A 17,147-nucleotide genomic window follows, 5' to 3' on the forward strand; every position below is an offset into this window, starting at 1 on the left:
TTGATCCGTCTCTTGGTGTGGACTTTCTATAATACTTCCAGTCTGCGAAAACTGTTTTTGCTCTACTGTTTCAAAGTTCTTATTTAGTACCTTTGGGGTACTTTCTGGTTGATGAAATTCTTGGTTGATGTGCTGTGATAACTTAGAGGATTGCTTTTGCAATTTCCCTTGATCCGTCTCTTGGTGTGGACTTTCTATAATACTTCCAGTCTGCGAAAACTGTTTTTGCTCTACTGTTTCAAAGTTCTTATTTAGTACCTTTGGGGTACTTTCTGGTTGATGAAATTCTTGGTTGATGTGCTGTGATAACTTAGAAGATTGCTTTTGTAATTTCCCTTGATCTGTCTCTTGGTGTGGACTTTCTATAGTGCTTACAGTTTGCGAAAACTGTTTTTGCTCTACTGTTTCAAAGTTCTTATTTAATACCTTTGGAGTACTTTCTGGCTGATGAAATTCTTGGTTGATGTGTTCTGACAGTTTGGATGATTGCTTTTGCAATTTCCCTTGATCCGTCTCTTGGTGTGGACTTTCTATAGTACTTACAGTTTGCGAAAACTGTTTTTGCTCTACTGTTTCATGTACCCTATCTACTACCTGTACTGCACTTTCTTGGGGGTGAAATTCTTGGTTGGCATGTTGTGACAGTTTGGATGATTGCTTTTGTAACTTATCTTGCCCTGTATCCTGTTGTGAGCTTTCTATAACGTTCTTAGCTTGCGAGGTACTTTTTTGCTCTGCTGTCTCAACATTCTTATCTAATTCCCTCATAGCACTCTCTTGTTGCCGAAAATTACTATTTGATTGATTAGATGATTTTTTCCTAATCAAGTTTCAGCAGCTCCCCTCATCATGCATTTGCAGTTGCTCTCAAATGCTTAATCTCCTCTGGTTTTGTTGTCATAACCGGATATAAGGAATTGTTTTTAGGGAACTTATCCTTAAATGGTAAAATGACACCTGAATAAACAATTAAACCTTCTCCCTCTTTAGAGTTAGTTATATAGTTTGCTTGATAATCACTAATACCAAATTTGCTTTGTAATATTCTTCTATCGCTTGTTGCTTGATTTAAGAGATAAACAAAGTCTGTATTATCAATGATTGTTTCAATCTTTGGACTTGATAATAAATCTTTAACGTTTTGCGTCATACCTGTTGGTATACCGCCCCATTTTCTAAATCGCTTCCAGAACTCTACACTATAATTTGCTGTTTGTTCTTCAGCTAAAAGTTTGTGGAATTCATCCATGTAATACCATGTCTTTTTATCTAAATTACGGTTTATCGTTACTTTGTTCCAAACGTGATCCTGTAGGACTAACATGCCTAATTCTCGTAAGTTAGCACCTAACTCTTTAATATTGAAACAAATCAAACGATTATTAACGTTAACAGATGTACGATTATTAAATACATTTAATGAGCCATGAACATATAATTCTAATGCATCCGCAAGTTCTATTCCTTCTGCTTTCCCAGTCTCATTTAAAGCATTATATAAATCCTCTAAAATTGGTATATTTTCATCTATTGGATTGTCAAGGTAGGAACGATATATAATACGAACACATTTATCAATAATTGTTTTTTGTTTTGCTGTTAACCCTGATTTCCCTCCTGCAACTACTTCCATCATGGTAAGAACAAACTCCGTTTTGAAAGAAATTGGATTTTCTCCTTCCCCATAATCTAATGAAATATCTAAAGGATTAATAAATTGCTTTGAGTTTGCGGATATTTTAATTATTTCTCCACCAAGCCTGTAAACAAATGGAGTATATTCCGCCTCTGGATCACAAATCAGAATATCGTCTGTAGTTCTCAAGAAAGTATCTATTATTTCTCGTTTTGAAGAGAAGGATTTCCCCGAACCAGGTGTACCTAAAACTAAACCATTTGGATTTTTAAGTGCTTTTCTACTAACTTGAATTAGGTTTTTACTTAGTGCATTTAAACCGTAATAAACAGGTTCTTTTTCTTCTTGATATAATTCTTGTGTTGTAAATGGTACGAATATAGCGGTAGATGAAGTTGTCAGTCCACGCTCTAATTCCGTTTCGTTTAAGTTTTCTCCAAGTGGTAAAGCACTAATAAAGGCTTTTTCTTGCTGTAATTTTAATCTTTTCAATGTACAATTTTGTTTTTGAGCAACTGAATTCAATCTAAAGATTGCATTATCTAAGTCTTTACGAGAGTTTTCAAAAACCACTATAGTGAATGTCAAGTAGAAATACCTTTCATTTTCCCTTTGTAAATCTTTTAAAATTTTCCTACTTTCTTCAACATGCATATTTAAATCAGTTGGAAGAATATCCATGTCATAACCACTACGCAAAGCCTTTTTTTGTTCCTCGATTTTTATACTATCAAGGTCAGAAGTTTTTGATTTAACCATTTTGACAGCTTGTTGTTGTCCAAGGCTACGAATGTGCATACTTACAAGCAATTCGAGGTCTAAATCTAAAAAATCTGCTAAAACCCTATCTGATAATTCTGTAGCTTCAATTTTCAAATGCAATACTGATCCATGTTTGTTATTTACTTTGAATTCATCTGGATAGGACTCAAAATCTATATTCTTTGGTGCAATCAAGTCTTTAGTTGTTCCGCTATTTAATTGTTCTTTTGATAAATTTCCTAATTCTATATAGTGTTTAGAATTATTATTTAATAAATAATTAATGATTGATAATCTTTCAATTCCGTTTAGTTCTTCTACTCCTACGCCTAATGTTTTAAAGTGATCTTTAATATTCTCTTCAATACTTGCCAAGCGTCTAACAGCATTGGTATAGGATTCATCTGTAATTGAAAAGAGTAAATATTTATTTCGAGAAATACCATTATTACCTTTCTGTCTTTGTTCATCTAGAAAAGAAAAGTACTCCTCTCGCATGACTTCAAAGTCCTCAATATTACTCATACTTTTGGTATAAGTAAGCACTTCCTCGTTTTGTTCGCCAGTCATACGATAATTAATAAAACAAAATTGTATTCTAATACTGTCATCGAACAAGTTTAGTAATGTACTATATTGTGCGAAGATCCTTTGTTTTATTTCGTCCTGTGATAATTGATACGATATATCCGAAAAGCAAATCATTTTGTTATATACATTTTTTCCTACATGACAAACTCCATTTGGATACATCCTGTTGTAATTTAATGTTTCTTGAGTGGTTTTTCTTTTTACACGCTTAGAATCAATCAGCTTTTGTAACGCTTGAAATAGATTTAGTCTTTCTAACCTTGCTGCGTTTTTCATTCACCATATTCCTTTCTTTTGCTACTTTAATGTTCCTTTTTGATACTTTAAAGTATCTCTTTTGCGGATTTAAATATTTATATTCTAAATAAAGCTTAATCCACGTTTCAGCAGGCATACCGTCTTTAGTGAAGATTGTAGCGAAAATCACTGGACTTGCTGTAAAGAAAAGACCATATAAAGCTGCATCTAAGCTAAAGCTTTTTAGGAAGAAAAAGACTGGCAATCCCAACGCTAAAGCGACTGAAAATCCTATTAATTGTCTTTTTGTTAAACCGAAAAACAATTTAGATTTTATATTCTTTAACTCTTTGGGAATAGATACAACGAAATTGTTATTCATTCTTATCTAACCCTCTCTTCAGTTCACTAGGCATATCTTTCAAAAATCGTAATTCCTCTATAAATAAGGCATTGTTTATTACCTTTTTATTTGGAAAGATAACCTTTAGAAAGATAAAGATAAATGTAAATGTCCAAAGAGCAAGAAGTGTCAAATTGAACACACCTAGTAAACCAACAGTCTTTAAATTATCTGAAATGATATTTTTTGTTGAGTATTCGTATAAATCTTCTGCATTACTTACAATTAAGTTTATTTCAAAAAGTGTTACTATCAATGTCATTAGGGAAATTACACCAAACGTGATTAATAACTTCCTATTTTTAGTGATCCATAGCTTCATTTACATTGCCCCCACTACAGATTTAGCAAGTGAATGCGTTCTAGTTAACGTTACTACCAGAATGGCCATAGAAACGATCATTAACATTAATCCGTATAAGCCAGTTCCTTCCGTACTTATTAAGCCACTTGCTTTTTCAAGTAATCCAGCATATACAACCAAGCAAACTAACATGAAAAATCCCTGAAGCATTAAAGCCAATAAATTTTTAACGTATGCTTGCCCGATACTTCCAATCCATTCACGATTTAAAAACGTTGCAAACGGAAGAGGAGCAACCGAAATGTAAAGCAGAATTGTAACGATTCGACTCCAAGCTACTAAATAGATAATCCCACTCATAACGAATGTTATGACCAATGCAATACCTGAAACAAACCACATTGAGATTGCAGCTCCTACATCGCCTTCTTCCATTGAATTAAGAAGGTTATCCTTTATAGAATCAGGAATCTTTAATGCCGAGGATGGAACTTGATCTGTTATCCATTTACCGAGATCGAATACAGCAAGTGTTATATCGAAAGCATTAGTTAACAAGTAAATCATTGCACTTGTTTTAATAATTAAAAACATCAATTGTCCCGTTTCAAAATCGCCACCGCGGTTTTTTTCAACAACTAGTTGATATAGTTCGTAACAAAACACATATGTTAAAATCAGCCCTGCAACGGGCAATATGGCGGTGTCGGATATTACCCTAAGATTATCAACAATTGTTTGTGAGAACTCTGTTGGTGTTTCTGAAACATTTGTTTGAACTGTATCAACGCTTTTTTGGAACAATTCGGTAATCATATTAAGGAAGCTTTCTGTACTCCCCTTAAACATTTCAAAAAAGAATTCTTTTATGCCATCGATGATACCGTCTAACATTTAGCCACCTCGTTTAATTCAAGTCAATATAAACAAGTTTGTTTGTATTATTTAATTTTTGAACTACTTTTAGTTGTAAATTTTTGTTTTCAGCGTATTTATTCGGTATTGCTAATAAAACTTTTCCCTGTTGCTCTGAAGTCGATTTTGCTCTCCAATCGGTAGTAATATATTTTTGCTGGTATTCTAAGAATTCATTCTCACTAGCTAATTCATTTTCACCGATTACAAGCCCTGAACCTTTATTTAATAGATAACCTTCATGTGGGTTACTTCTCGCTGTTTCATTTATTTCATGTTTCATATTAATGATTAGTAGTTTAAAATCATTTTTGAGGTTTAAATTTTTTTTAGTTATATAATCGTTATGTCGATCCCGAAAATCAAGTTCAGATGTTTGGTCAAAATCTTTTATTTCAATATTTGTAATACTGCGAGTGAATGTAACCTTTTGCCCTTCAATGTTATAGTTGTTATTTTCGAAAATATTGACTGGCAAATTTACTGAATCATTCTTTTTGACACTTTTTATTGGTGTCTGCTGGTGTTCTTTTACAACACTGTCATTTTGACCACTACATGCTGATAACATTGAAACTGATAACATTAAGAATAAAGCTTTCTTTTTTAACTTCAGTTTAATTTTCTCCTTTCTCATTAAATTTTAGGAATAACATGCATTAATTTTGTGAAATTTTTCATTACAATATAATGTAGGAAGTGTAGTGTTAACATGGTGAGTACATCATAATGAATAGTAAGTAACGGATCTTTCATTCTTCTTTCTTTGCACTATACGTATTTGGTTCAAACAGATATTCAAGGGGTTCTTGCAGACACAGGCTAATGGCCTTTGCTCTTTTTGCATTTACTCCACTCTTTCCTACCTCAATTCCATACAAAGTGTTCTCAGGCACATTGGATTTTTGAGATACATCTTGAATAGTTAGACCTTTAGCTTCTCTAACCATTCTTAAAACTGTTGAACCATCTTTCGGGATATTGACCAAGTTACCACCCCCTTAATTACATTTTATTGGATTATTAATCCAATGTCAACGTTTAGTTCAAATTATTTTAACTATTTGTTCACAACGTTTAGTTTATAACCTTTAAACCATACGTTTAATTTTACTTGCATTTTTAAAAGACTGGATTTAATACTATTTGAGAGGTTGATTCGAATGGAAAATAACACTTTTGGACAGAATCTTAGAAATTTAAGAACACTAAAAAAGATTAGTTTACACAAGTTAGGTGCAGAGTTAGATGTGACAGGAAGTGCAATATCTGCTTGGGAGCTTGGAAAAAAAGAACCCAACTTTGATATGTTAAAAAAAATCGCGAGCTATTTTATGGTTAGTACTGATTATTTGCTAAATCATCAAGTTCTGAACAATGAAGAACAAAAAAAGGCAGTTGTTACGCAGTTAGCAGACGAATTATACGAGAAAAGTCAGGATATTCCCGTATTCAAAGAGGAACTACTTTCTTATATTGCTTATTTGGATTTCAAGAAAAAATCTGAACAAACAGCTTTAGAGAACAATGAAAATGAGGATACAAAACAAAATTCTTAAAATAGTGTATAACTCAATTAAAATTTATAGAAGTAGAGCATCTATTAAGATGCTCTACCCTCTTTTCTTTCTATATAATTAAGTACATTTAATAGTTCATAATAAAATTCCATTGGATTACTTTGGTCATGTAATACTTCTTCAAGTAGAGCTTTAGTTATATTCTCCTTATTTCTTTCCCCTTCATTCGCTCGCATCATCTCTTTACATCCCTTCATATGTTTTCATGAACCCTCCATACTTGCAAGTGCACTTGTAAGTACACTTGCGATAAAGCGATTATTAAACTTTTATTTTGATGTAATTTCTTGATGTTTATTAGTTTTAAGGATTTAGCTCTTGTCTCAGTTTATATAAAAATTATATGACTTTTTAACACCGTTGTACAGAACATATATTCGCATATACTTTGTGAAAAATTAGCATTTGGAATAATTACTCCCCTTTTTAAGAAATTCATTCCATCCCTTAAAAGTACAAAATGACACTGCAAGTGCAGTGTCATTTTCTTAATGCTATGATATTTTTCGAATTCTATGTAATAATCAACCTCCGCCAACACCGGGATCAACCATCATTCGTACAACCGTGGCGACAAGAGGACTAGCTAAGATACTGAAAGTAGTAATATAAATAACGGTTTTTAACTTTTTCATAAATTGTCACCCCCCTTGTAAAACCCCATATCTATTATAACTTATCTTGAGGCAATTTTGCATAATATGGATTTTTTTTGCGCAAAAATTCGAAAAAGGATTTTTTTAGCATTTCCCTATCTCCAGTTGCAATGCCCCAATAATACATCCAAAACTCAGAAACTTTAGGAGATTTTTGTTTTTGTTCTTTTAAAATCAGTATTGCTTTCTCTTTATCTCCTTTTTGAATATATAAGTAGGCTAATTCCAATGGATCTACAGGCTTAATTTTATCTAAATCTACTTTCCAATGAATATGTAAAAAATCCAATGTATTTTTTACTTTTAAATATCTATACTTCATTTTTTCATTACACGGATTTTCAACCAATTGTAAACTTTTTTCAAGGAAATGCTTCGATTTTTCAAAATCCGTCAATATATATGATTCTCCAATCAAACCGTACGCTATAGCCTTTGTCAAAGGAAAATGGTTTTTCTCACTATTAATAATTTCTTTACACAGCTTTCTGCACTCTTCTAACTTATTATCTTTATGTAAACAAGATGCTATCATTTCATTTTTCCGTAAACCTAATGTAAATTGAAAATATTTATTTTTCACCTTATTAATCGATGGTTCAAGTCTTTTTGTGTATTCATGTACTATCTCATACTCTCCTAAATCAAAAAAGGCATAAATTAAAGCGAATTCTAACAAAATTTCAATCTCTTTACTTACTTTTTTTGTATCCGTGCTTTTAACTATATTCCGTACTTCTTGTAAGTACTCTTCTTTAGACTTTTCCTCAGCGTTTCGTGAGTGCAATAACTCATATACGTTACAAAAGTCTTTATTGGTTTTATTATCAGATGTTTTCCCTTTTTCAATTAGGGTTTTTAATAATTCTAATTCACCCGTCAAATTTGTGTACTCTAACTCTAATGGGAGATTATTTTTTCGTTTTGTTGTATCACAGAAATTATAAACTTCGTTTTTTATTAGTTGCAGATCCTCAGGATATAATAAGTTAAGGATTCCTGTATATATAGAGAAGTCAAAATCTCTTTTCCCTGACAACATATCATTTATTGTTGAATGACTAGTATCAAATATATCTGCTAGTTTTCTGTTACTTATTCCCTTGGAATAAAGATCTTTATGAATTTTTTCTAAAATCATAAGTAATTCTCCTCCTTAAACACACAGTCAACCTAACCATTACAAAATCAGAATATTTAAATATTTCTAGATAAACTTTTGCTTATTAGTCAAATTATACAAGAATTTAACAAACAATCTATTAATACATAACAAATTTACCAATAAACTACATTTGATAAAATTTTTTCAGAATTTTCAATTTTAAATTCCGGAATTTTTTTAAGTAATGTAATCCAATTGCGCACATAATGTTTTCATTTTGTTGAATTTTTCGGAGAAAAAATATAAAATATATAACTAAGTAAGAGACAATCTTGTGGTATAGTTGTTTTATAGAAAAAATTATAGAGAATTTTGGAATAAATTTCAAATTAAAATAAAAAAGCACAAAAAAAAACTCCACCCACAGTTTTTAATTGGTTCAAAGTTTGGCGACCGAGACCAATTAAAAACTCCCGTTAGTAGAGTTCTTAATCACAAATATTAGTTATGAGTAAATTATAACATAACTAATTATATTTTGTGAATAAAAAACTCGCTAATTTTCCGATATTCGGGTGGAAAAATTAGGGAGGTTTTTTTAATGGTATCACGCTATGAAAATGTATCGGCTACTGATCTAGTTGATGGCATTCAAGTAAACACACAATTACCAAAAACAAATATGAATCTTTATAAAAAGATGACAAAACAAAGGTTCCTCATACACGGTCCAAAGTTTTTTTATGGACTCCTCAAACTTCTAAAAGGTGAAGATGAACTCAAAGAACTTCCAGCATCCGCATTAGCTGTATATGTTGGGATGCACTACATGGTAAGTGATATTGGATTATTACCAAGCGATTTTAAAATTACTCAAATTGCAGAAAAAATCCGTTTACCTTATACAACCGCACATACAGGCTTTGAAATCCTTTTACAGCGTGAACTCGTAAAAGAAGTATTTACAAAAGATGGATTACCAATGTACGAGATTTGTCATTATGCGTTAAACAATCGAACAAAGAGTGAAGGTAATCAAGAATACAAAGGATTATCCTATTTCCGTATTCCAAACTCACTACTGGATACAAACATCTTACGTGAATTAGTTAGACATCGTGACCGTAAAGGTATTTATTTATTATTAGACCTATGCATAAATTTTACACATAAGCTCTATCAAGACAGTCATGATGATGTACAACAATACACTGTTGAAAGAACAATGAAAACATTAAAGAAGTATTTTAATAAGAACGCAAAAAGAGTAAGAGAATATGTAGACTTACTGTCACCTATTTTTTCTTTTGTTCCTACGTATACAAAGGTACGACAAGCAAAAGAATCACGTATTACACGTATTCGTAAAGCTGTAGCTCAAATTGTAGTTCCTAAATTTAATATCCATATGGCTGCGTCATGTGTATTGGAAAATACTGATACTGATGTGAAACAATATGAAGCGAAAATGCGAAAAGAAGCGGTATCACGTTTGAAATCTATAGGCTATGCACTTTCTAATAAAGACCGTAGAGATCTTGTTGTTACATTCCGTGATGAAATATCTAAGATTGCCTATTTATTAGAAAATAAGACTGCTAGAGCAAAATTAATGACTTATACAATGTCCTATGCGCTAGATGCATTAGAAAAGTACGTAAATACTACTAATAAAAAGGTGAAGTCGGTTGGTGCTTTTGTACGTAATAAATTACGTGAATCACTTCCATCATGGCGTTTAACATATTTAAGTGAGCACGACCGCTACGAATTGTTTATCGCTTTTAGTAATAAAAAGCTTGAAGTTCCAGAATGGTTATATATGAACTACAAACCAGATTTGGATACAGCCATATAAGTTAAAAATTTAAAAACAAAATACTTATTTTAGCTTTGTTCAAAAAATTTCAAGTGAACAAGGCTATTTGTCATGTAAATATACAATAAGCGTAAAATATCCTGTACTCCTGAATGAAAAACAATAGGTTTTCCACTTAAAATCTATTGTTTTTTTATTTTTTAGGATTACGATACTTCACTTGTGAATTGTTGATACTCCAGATTAAAACTTGTGCAATCCGTGAGTAATTGCTTTCTTAACTTGTGAATTGTGATTTCTTTGGTAATTAACTTGTAGATTGTGAGTTTTACATTTTATAAATTATTAAATCTCTCAAATCCCTTGGGCCCCAAAGGATTCAACGATTTCCATTTTGCCTATATATATATTTGATTCTTTTATATATTTTTTTGATTACTTTATATATCTATTTGGAAATTTATACATTTTATATGTGTTTTATACTTAAAAAATGAAAAAATAATAATAAATAGAATCTCTTCAATAAGATTTAAATGTTTCAAAAAATTTAGGGAATCTTGATATTCCTTGTAAATGTATAACATTTTTTTTAGGGAGACTTGACTAGTTTTGGAGAAGATACAGGCATCTTTTATAGTGTGTAGAATGTTTGCAATAACTCGCTCGATCTTCAAATCTTATTTTAGGAGTTGATTGCATGAGTCAAGTTATCCACTTAGAACGTTTACAACGTCCATTAAACAGTTTGGACGTTGCAAGCACACTAAACATACCTCCAAGTACATTACGGACGTATACGGGGCATTTCAGACGTCTAGGGCATTCATTTGAAAAAAAGAATGGCCGTATAGTGTATACGATACGTGATGTAGAACTATTTAAAGAAATGCTGAAGCTACATGAACAAGGTTTTGGGACAATTCGTGAATGTGTTTACAACGTTATAGACGTCCAAAACAACGTTGTAAACATTGAGGACACCAAGGACAACGTGGACAAACAAAACGAACAATGCAAACAAACCCAGGACACCTCTTCACCAAATGAAACAGAAAATGAGATAGCAAGGATCAAACAAGAAATGACGGAATTACGGAAATATGTTGATGAAAGCATAAAGAAGCGTGATGAATTATTGCTGCAAACATTACGGGAAGTATTAGAATCAAAACAAAGGAAAAAGAAAAAGAAGTGGTGGCAATTTTGGAAGTGATCCTTTTACTGCTTAACTATGAAAATTAGAGTTTTTAAATATAGAGTCCTAGATGAGTTGTACATTAGGACTCTTTATTTTTCCCCTCACCAATTTTAATTTTCTATTTTTAATTGGTATTCCGCATTAGTATTTAAAAAACTTACATTGTATCAAGCTCCCTAAATACATTTTTTATATGATTTTCATAGATTACTTGCGTTACATATATACCTGAAAGATACTTAAAATACGTTTTTAGAAAGATTTTGAAATTGCAAATTAATATTATATAAAATACATATAAAAAATATATAAAAATTATATGAAAAATGTATATTTTGTGTTGAAAATTCAGAATAAAATGTTTATAATGTAATTAAGATATAAAAAGGCTATAAAAAATATATAAAAGGTGGTTGTTAAATATGATGATGAGAACGGTCGCTGATATTGGAAATAGTGAATTGAAAATGGTGATTAATGGTGGGGAGATAATCAAACTACCAAATGTGAATAAGCGTGTATTTGGCCGCGTGAAAAATAAAGAAGGAAGTTTAAAACAAAGCGTAACTAACTTAATGAAAGAGATTTGTACTCATGTAACGAGTGATGCAATTGAACGTGATGGAAAATTCTATATAGGATACCGTGCTGCACACTCAAATGGTAAGCCTGATAGCCTTGACATTGAATTAGGAGATAAATATAAACGAGATATACCAGTGGTTAATGTTCTATCTGTTATGGCAACTAAAGCGGTTCAAACGATTTATGAAGAAGTAGGAGAATTACCAAAAAGTATAGAGGTACCTGTATCTCTAATATTAGCAATTCCAGCTTCTGAATATGAAGGGAAGAAAGCTCGTTTTCTAGAAAGTCGTTTTAAAGAAAATGTGCATATTGTGATCGTGTATGTGGGTGAAGAAAAAGTAACAGTACAAATCGAATTTGAAACTGTAAAAGTAACTCGCGAAGGTATTCCGGCTTTATATGCCATCTTTGAAGGAAATCAAGATATGTTTGATGACTTTAATAAATTGTATAAAAAAGAAACAGATAGTAAAGAAGATGATAAAGAGGTTAAAAAGAGAAAAGCTAATCTAATGCTAGAAGAAGAAGTAAATGGTGAATATTTTAAAAACAAAAAAATTCTGCACGCTGATATTGGAGATGGTACCTCTGAATACATTTTCTCTGAGGGTTTAAACCCTGTTCCATACGCTTGTTGGGGAGATAAAAAGGGGATTGGTCATGCAATAGAGGGGGCAATTAAATTATTGCAAGAAGAATATGAGGGTGGCGTAGATATTAATCGTCAACAATTCAGTGAATTAGTTACTGATCCTAACGATAAAAAATATGATAAGGCTGTAGAGTTTTTAGAAGAAACTCGTTATATACAAGCTCAAGGGATTTATGATGATATCGAAAAAGCATATGTTTATAAAACAGCTAGCCAAGCTGAAGTTCTCGCGGTTTATGGAGGGGGAAGCATTGCGCTAAGAGAAGATTTGTATAAAAAAGCATTTGAGTTTTGTGAAGTAAATGATATGCAATTACTGTGGATATCACCAACTTATGCAACAGAAATGAATGTTAGAGGTATGGAGATTTTAAGCGGAAAATTATTGTCTAAGGTGAGTCAGAAATGAGCGAACAAAAACAGAGAGAACAATACAACTGGAATTTTAAAAAAGAAAAAAATTTAAAATTTCATGATTGGCTAAATGCACAATCTAACATATCAGAATCATTAATTACATTAGTTTTACATTTTGTCGATCAATATGGAATAAATGATGTAACAGACTATGAAGTATCTAAACAAATGCAAAGAGATCTCTTCATGAAAGAAGAGTTTTATCAAGGTATTTCTGCTTTATTAGAAAAAGAAAATGTAAACAATATTAACCTAAATAATAACGCATCAACTGTTAAAGAAGCCATCCCGAAAGAAATTGTAAAATTCAATGAGAAAGTAAAGAAAGAAGTAAATGTATCAAAAGAACACGAAGAACCTAATTCAATTGAAAAAAAAGATGATGATTATATAAAAAAAGTTGATGAGAATAAAATATTTGGTGACTAATAAAAAAATAATAAAAACCTCTTACTGATAAATTTGAAGTAAGAGGTTTTTATATTTACTTTACGATGATATTTAAAAGATCTTCATAATCTATATTTTTTTAGTTTCATGAATTTCTAAGGTTAAAGATTGATTTAAAGCCCTCAGAATAGAGCGAGAAACTTTTAAAAAGATATACCTTAGAAAAAGGGTACTGTGAAAATAAAAAACCCACCAGGAGACGACAGGAGGGTTTAAAAGGTTTAGAAACATAGTTTTATTTAAATTTAATTAAAAGTCTCTCCTTTAATTTAAGGAATGTGTATCACATTAAAAATTCATCCCTTTAATACTTTTGGGTCCTTGATCCAAAAGCACCGAGAGTAAAAATAACTAATGCAAAAAAAACTACAAACTTAATAACTGCAAATGAAATTGTGATTGTAAATATCAATAGCTTTAAAAAGGCCCTAATAATAAATTTAAGAATACTCATAGATATTTGCTCCTTTATAACTCTATATCATGACTCTTTCGTTTTACTTTCTTCTCTTTTTTCTCGTCATTATCCTCTTCTATTTCTTTATTGGTTGAGTTTTTTACTTTGTCCAAATCTCCAACAGTTTGAACAGAATTTTTTGTGTCGTCTATATCTATGCGATCAGGTGTCCCATCATTATCTAAATCCCGTTCTTTTGTTATCTCCTCATAGCGCATACGAATGATTGGATCTTTAGCCATTATTGTATCTAATGTACCAGGTCCTAATTTGGTGTCTATTTCTTTTAAATCTAATGATTCAATACTTGTCAAAAATGACTCTTTATATTGTTCTTCAAATAGGTCTTTAAAAGAGGTGTAAGTAATTACTTGTGAAGGAAACATTCTCTCTTTATCTTCCAAATTAAATGAGGAAAATTCTATGTTTCCATCATTTTTTTCTTTGAAATTTTCAAGGAAACTTTTTTCAAATTCACATAATGTTCTATATGGGATTTCTTCTCTTTCTTTATCCATAATATTCATTCCTCTCTTTAGATTATTTTAAAAAAACGATAGATAAAAAATATCTATCGTTTTAAATACCTATCGACTAATGGATTGCTTCTTGTTCTTATCTTTTGAAGTTTCTTTTTCTTCTTTTTTAATTCTGACATCTAGTTCCTTAACGCCATCCATTGAAAACTCAACTTTCTTTTGGTTAGGCGTATCTTTTTCTTTTGCTTTCTCTTTTGCTTTTTCTATAGCCATTTCTTTATTCATTTCTTTCTTCACATCTGTAAAAATACTTTGAAAATTGTCAACGTGAATTTTCCCATTTTCTTTCTCGGTTGAATATGAAGCTGTAGTAACATTTTGGTTAACAACAGCAGTCACTTTTTCAATTTGCTCAGGAGTGAAATTTTTCACCATCTCTTGAAATTTATTTGACTCTTTATTTGAACTTTTATTTGTAAGCTGATTATTTAAACCTTCTAACATAACTTTTGTATGTTGAACCATTAATTTCTGTTCATCATTATCCAATGAATTTAGCATATTTCTGACTTGATCTTTATTATCTTTAGTATTTGTTTTAACTTGAGTTTGTTCTTTCATTGATTCATTTTTAACTTTTCTCAATAAGTCAGAAAATACATTGGCATTAATTTTTCCTTCTACAATGGCCCCAGGTTTAATGTCTGAACCAATATTTTCAGAAGCTATTTTTTCAATTTTTTCGATTTGTTCTGGTGAGAAGTTCTTTTTCGTTTCATTGTATTCATTCTCACCAATCTTTCCAGCAACTAATCCAGCCTTCTTCTCTAAAAGATTTTGCTCTTTTTCATCCAAATTAGATGCAATTTCTTTTACTTTTTCTAAAGGTTTCTTTTCTCTTTCTTCCGTAACAATTTCTTTTACTTTTTCCAAAGGTTTTTCAGGAAGATTTTCTTTTTCCACAATATTTTCCTTAATTGATTCATTTTTAACTTCGTTTAATAAATCATCAAATATATTTTCAACCTTCTCAATTTGTTCAGGTGAGAAATTCTTTTTCATTTCATTGTACTCATTTTCGCTAACTTCTCCGGCAACTAATTCAACTTTTTGGCCTAAAAGGGATTGTTCTTTTTCATTCAATTCAGAAACCTTTGTTCTCACTTTATCCAATGGAGTTTTAGAAGGAATATCTTTTTCCGTTTGCTTCTCTTCCTTGCTAATATCTGCATCTTGTTTATAACGATTTTCAAAAAGTTTTTCAACACGATTTACTTCTTGTGAGTATAAACCTCTTTTAACTTCATCGAGCTCTTCTAGTTTCGCATAAAGAAGCTTTTCTTGTTTTGATAAACGATCATAGTTAATATTATTTTCTTTTGGTTCTTTCTTTTCTGAGGTTGTAATTTTATCATAAATTGCTTTTACTTTTTCAGCTTGATCTGGAGTTAATTCTTGACGTATTTCTTTCAATTCTTTTTCCGCTGTCTTTACTTCTTCTTTTTCTAATACTGCACTTTTTCTTTCAACAATATTTTTTAATGCTTTTTCAATTACATTTGCCTGTGCTGCTGAAAAGAAGAAAGAATAATCTTCTTTACCGTTCCTCACTACAGAAAAATCCACGCCTAATTTTTTTAACTCTTTTTGATAATCATTTAACTGTTGTTTCGTTAAGTTTTCATCTAAAGCAACTATACCGCCAGTTTTTTCATGTTTTCTCATAAGATCGCTAATTTTTTGTTTTCCAACTTTAGTTTTATCATCAAATATAAAATCTTTTGGTTGTTGTTCTTTGCCTTCAAGTAATTTTGATAATGCTTCTAAAAGACGTAATAAAGTTTGCTCTGATATTTTTAAAGATTGTGCTACGACTTCCATTGCGACCTGTGTATGTTCATCGACAGAAACCATTTTCAGACCAGCCCCTTTATAAAATATTTAACTAAATTATACCATATTTTGGTTTGAAATGATATAATTTTTAGAAAGAAATATTGTGTTTTTAGCAAAGGGCAAGCTACGGGTGTGTGACCACACACCCCAAAAACGTTGTTTTTGACTTGGTAGGAGATTCCTACGACCTTTACAAATATAAATAAGCGATTTTTTGCAAAATCACTTATATATTTGTTGTCGCTGCGCTCGAATTTTTTTAAGAAAGAAAGGAGTTTTTTTATATGGCAAGAATTAAAACTGATTTAAAAATATCGTTATCAAATGAGGATAAAGAATATATAAAAAATAAAGCTAATGACTTAGGTTATAGAACCGTATCTGCATTTCTAATTGATAGTGCAAAAACACATTTTAAACTTAATGTAGATATGAAAGTTTATAGGGATTTAACTAAAGAAATAAACTATATTGGTAAGAATATAAACAGCTTAATTAGAAGGATCAATACAGACGGAATTTATACAGATAGTGATATTGATTTTTTAAGAGTTAATCAGAAAAAAATTATAAATTTAATTAATACTGAATATGACCGTTTAATTGATTTGAAAACCAAGTTTAATAGCGACAGCTTGAGTAAAAAACAAAAGGAAAAATTAATACAATCGTTAACTGAAAATCAAATACAGATACCAAAAAAACTAGCATTAGAGGAAGTGTACGAAAAGATTAAAGAAGATTTTATTTATATCATTGAATGTATAGAAAACTCGCCTGAACAAGATAAAGAAGTAACAGAATATGTTTGGCAATATTTATATGGAGATACGCTATATAAGTTGGATGATAATCAATTAATTGAATTGGCCGATAGTATTTTTCTTTTTGCACAGAAATTGAAATTTAAGTTGTCAAAACTTGATAATGTTTTTGAAGATGATGATTGGTTTAAACTTAAAGATATATTAGATGAATTTGAAATTTATTAGGTAGGGA

General features: G+C 30.7%; 16 protein-coding genes and 1 pseudogene. 6 read left to right on the forward strand and 11 right to left on the reverse strand.

Annotated elements, in window-relative coordinates:
• From ACTFR8_RS28275 to ACTFR8_RS28305, 7 genes and pseudogenes are all read right to left on the reverse strand, one after another.
• Window positions 1–828 (reverse strand): annotated as a pseudogene (locus tag ACTFR8_RS28275) (hypothetical protein); the annotation flags it as partial.
• A 19-nt stretch (window positions 829–847) separates the two neighbouring features.
• Window positions 848–3,265 (reverse strand): VirB4-like conjugal transfer ATPase, CD1110 family, encoded by a 2,418-nt coding sequence (locus tag ACTFR8_RS28280; protein ID WP_440028784.1) that lies wholly within the window; start codon window positions 3,263–3,265, stop codon window positions 848–850.
• On the reverse strand, window positions 3,204–3,608 hold the full coding sequence (locus ACTFR8_RS28285) for a PrgI family protein (RefSeq protein ID WP_277499111.1): 405 nt from the start codon (window positions 3,606–3,608) through the stop codon (window positions 3,204–3,206). The genes ACTFR8_RS28280 and ACTFR8_RS28285 overlap by 62 nt, the downstream gene beginning before the upstream one ends.
• Complete coding sequence (locus ACTFR8_RS28290) at window positions 3,601–3,951, reverse strand: hypothetical protein (RefSeq protein WP_440028787.1); 351 nt, start codon at window positions 3,949–3,951, stop codon at window positions 3,601–3,603. The genes ACTFR8_RS28285 and ACTFR8_RS28290 overlap by 8 nt, the downstream gene beginning before the upstream one ends.
• Window positions 3,952–4,827, reverse strand: coding sequence for a VirB6/TrbL-like conjugal transfer protein, CD1112 family (locus ACTFR8_RS28295; protein WP_016084144.1), 876 nt, complete (start codon window positions 4,825–4,827; stop codon window positions 3,952–3,954).
• A gap of 13 nt (window positions 4,828–4,840) precedes the next feature.
• Complete coding sequence (locus ACTFR8_RS28300) at window positions 4,841–5,434, reverse strand: hypothetical protein (RefSeq protein ID WP_440028790.1); 594 nt, start codon at window positions 5,432–5,434, stop codon at window positions 4,841–4,843.
• A gap of 166 nt (window positions 5,435–5,600) precedes the next feature.
• Entirely contained in the window at window positions 5,601–5,837 is a 237-nt protein-coding gene (locus ACTFR8_RS28305) for a helix-turn-helix domain-containing protein (protein WP_016084146.1), read from the reverse strand.
• A gap of 174 nt (window positions 5,838–6,011) precedes the next feature.
• Between ACTFR8_RS28305 and ACTFR8_RS28310 the strand changes: the two genes are divergently transcribed.
• Complete coding sequence (locus ACTFR8_RS28310; protein ID WP_016084147.1) at window positions 6,012–6,407, forward strand: helix-turn-helix domain-containing protein; 396 nt, start codon at window positions 6,012–6,014, stop codon at window positions 6,405–6,407.
• A 44-nt stretch (window positions 6,408–6,451) separates the two neighbouring features.
• Here the strand turns inward: ACTFR8_RS28310 and ACTFR8_RS28315 are convergent, their stop codons facing one another.
• Window positions 6,452–6,607, reverse strand: a complete 156-nt coding sequence (locus ACTFR8_RS28315; protein ID WP_440028793.1) for a hypothetical protein — start codon at window positions 6,605–6,607, stop codon at window positions 6,452–6,454.
• A gap of 490 nt (window positions 6,608–7,097) precedes the next feature.
• Window positions 7,098–8,225: an AimR family lysis-lysogeny pheromone receptor gene (locus ACTFR8_RS28320; protein WP_440028796.1), complete on the reverse strand. Its 1,128-nt coding sequence runs from the start codon at window positions 8,223–8,225 to the stop codon at window positions 7,098–7,100.
• 565 nt (window positions 8,226–8,790) lie between these two features.
• Between ACTFR8_RS28320 and ACTFR8_RS28325 the strand changes: the two genes are divergently transcribed.
• The 4 genes from ACTFR8_RS28325 to ACTFR8_RS28340 all read left to right on the forward strand — a co-directional run bounded on the left by ACTFR8_RS28325 (window position 8,791) and on the right by ACTFR8_RS28340 (window position 13,295).
• Entirely contained in the window at window positions 8,791–10,047 is a 1,257-nt protein-coding gene (locus ACTFR8_RS28325; protein WP_440028799.1) for a hypothetical protein, read from the forward strand.
• A gap of 661 nt (window positions 10,048–10,708) precedes the next feature.
• The gene (locus tag ACTFR8_RS28330) at window positions 10,709–11,224 is read left to right on the forward strand and encodes a MerR family transcriptional regulator (protein ID WP_016084152.1); all 516 of its coding nucleotides are present in this window, start codon (window positions 10,709–10,711) and stop codon (window positions 11,222–11,224) included.
• 407 nt (window positions 11,225–11,631) lie between these two features.
• Entirely contained in the window at window positions 11,632–12,858 is a 1,227-nt protein-coding gene (locus tag ACTFR8_RS28335; RefSeq protein ID WP_016084153.1) for a ParM/StbA family protein, read from the forward strand.
• A complete protein-coding gene (locus ACTFR8_RS28340) occupies window positions 12,855–13,295 on the forward strand; it encodes a hypothetical protein (RefSeq protein ID WP_440028802.1) in 441 nt (146 codons plus the stop codon). The genes ACTFR8_RS28335 and ACTFR8_RS28340 overlap by 4 nt, the downstream gene beginning before the upstream one ends.
• 489 nt (window positions 13,296–13,784) lie before the next feature.
• Here ACTFR8_RS28340 and ACTFR8_RS28345 read toward each other — a convergent pair whose 3' ends face one another.
• A complete protein-coding gene (locus ACTFR8_RS28345; protein WP_277499093.1) occupies window positions 13,785–14,291 on the reverse strand; it encodes a hypothetical protein in 507 nt (168 codons plus the stop codon).
• A gap of 69 nt (window positions 14,292–14,360) precedes the next feature.
• On the reverse strand, window positions 14,361–16,166 hold the full coding sequence (locus tag ACTFR8_RS28350) for a hypothetical protein (protein WP_440028805.1): 1,806 nt from the start codon (window positions 16,164–16,166) through the stop codon (window positions 14,361–14,363).
• A gap of 266 nt (window positions 16,167–16,432) precedes the next feature.
• Between ACTFR8_RS28350 and ACTFR8_RS28355 the strand changes: the two genes are divergently transcribed.
• Window positions 16,433–17,140 (forward strand): hypothetical protein, encoded by a 708-nt coding sequence (locus ACTFR8_RS28355; protein ID WP_277499090.1) that lies wholly within the window; start codon window positions 16,433–16,435, stop codon window positions 17,138–17,140.
• Window positions 17,141–17,147: the final 7 nt, after the last annotated feature.

The organism is Bacillus cereus group sp. MYBK15-3, from assembly GCF_051916765.1.
Classification (GTDB): Bacteria; Bacillota; Bacilli; order Bacillales; family Bacillaceae_G; genus Bacillus_A; species Bacillus_A cereus.

What these genes read in the sequence shown, in the direction of transcription:
- ACTFR8_RS28330 (WP_016084152.1), top strand. Translation starts at nt 10,709, where the DNA reads ATGAGTCAAGTTATCCACTTAGAACGTTTACAACGTCCATTAAACAGT.
- ACTFR8_RS28285 (WP_277499111.1), bottom strand. Translation starts at nt 3,608, where the DNA reads ATGAATAACAATTTCGTTGTATCTATTCCCAAAGAGTTAAAGAATATA.
- ACTFR8_RS28320 (WP_440028796.1), bottom strand. Translation starts at nt 8,225, where the DNA reads ATGATTTTAGAAAAAATTCATAAAGATCTTTATTCCAAGGGAATAAGT.
- ACTFR8_RS28310 (WP_016084147.1), top strand. Translation starts at nt 6,012, where the DNA reads ATGGAAAATAACACTTTTGGACAGAATCTTAGAAATTTAAGAACACTA.
- ACTFR8_RS28335 (WP_016084153.1), top strand. Translation starts at nt 11,632, where the DNA reads ATGATGATGAGAACGGTCGCTGATATTGGAAATAGTGAATTGAAAATG.
- ACTFR8_RS28280 (WP_440028784.1), bottom strand. Translation starts at nt 3,265, where the DNA reads ATGAAAAACGCAGCAAGGTTAGAAAGACTAAATCTATTTCAAGCGTTA.
- ACTFR8_RS28315 (WP_440028793.1), bottom strand. Translation starts at nt 6,607, where the DNA reads ATGATGCGAGCGAATGAAGGGGAAAGAAATAAGGAGAATATAACTAAA.
- ACTFR8_RS28340 (WP_440028802.1), top strand. Translation starts at nt 12,855, where the DNA reads ATGAGCGAACAAAAACAGAGAGAACAATACAACTGGAATTTTAAAAAA.
- ACTFR8_RS28295 (WP_016084144.1), bottom strand. Translation starts at nt 4,827, where the DNA reads ATGTTAGACGGTATCATCGATGGCATAAAAGAATTCTTTTTTGAAATG.
- ACTFR8_RS28345 (WP_277499093.1), bottom strand. Translation starts at nt 14,291, where the DNA reads ATGGATAAAGAAAGAGAAGAAATCCCATATAGAACATTATGTGAATTT.
- ACTFR8_RS28350 (WP_440028805.1), bottom strand. Translation starts at nt 16,166, where the DNA reads ATGGTTTCTGTCGATGAACATACACAGGTCGCAATGGAAGTCGTAGCA.
- ACTFR8_RS28355 (WP_277499090.1), top strand. Translation starts at nt 16,433, where the DNA reads ATGGCAAGAATTAAAACTGATTTAAAAATATCGTTATCAAATGAGGAT.
- ACTFR8_RS28325 (WP_440028799.1), top strand. Translation starts at nt 8,791, where the DNA reads ATGGTATCACGCTATGAAAATGTATCGGCTACTGATCTAGTTGATGGC.
- ACTFR8_RS28300 (WP_440028790.1), bottom strand. Translation starts at nt 5,434, where the DNA reads ATGTTATCAGTTTCAATGTTATCAGCATGTAGTGGTCAAAATGACAGT.
- ACTFR8_RS28290 (WP_440028787.1), bottom strand. Translation starts at nt 3,951, where the DNA reads ATGAAGCTATGGATCACTAAAAATAGGAAGTTATTAATCACGTTTGGT.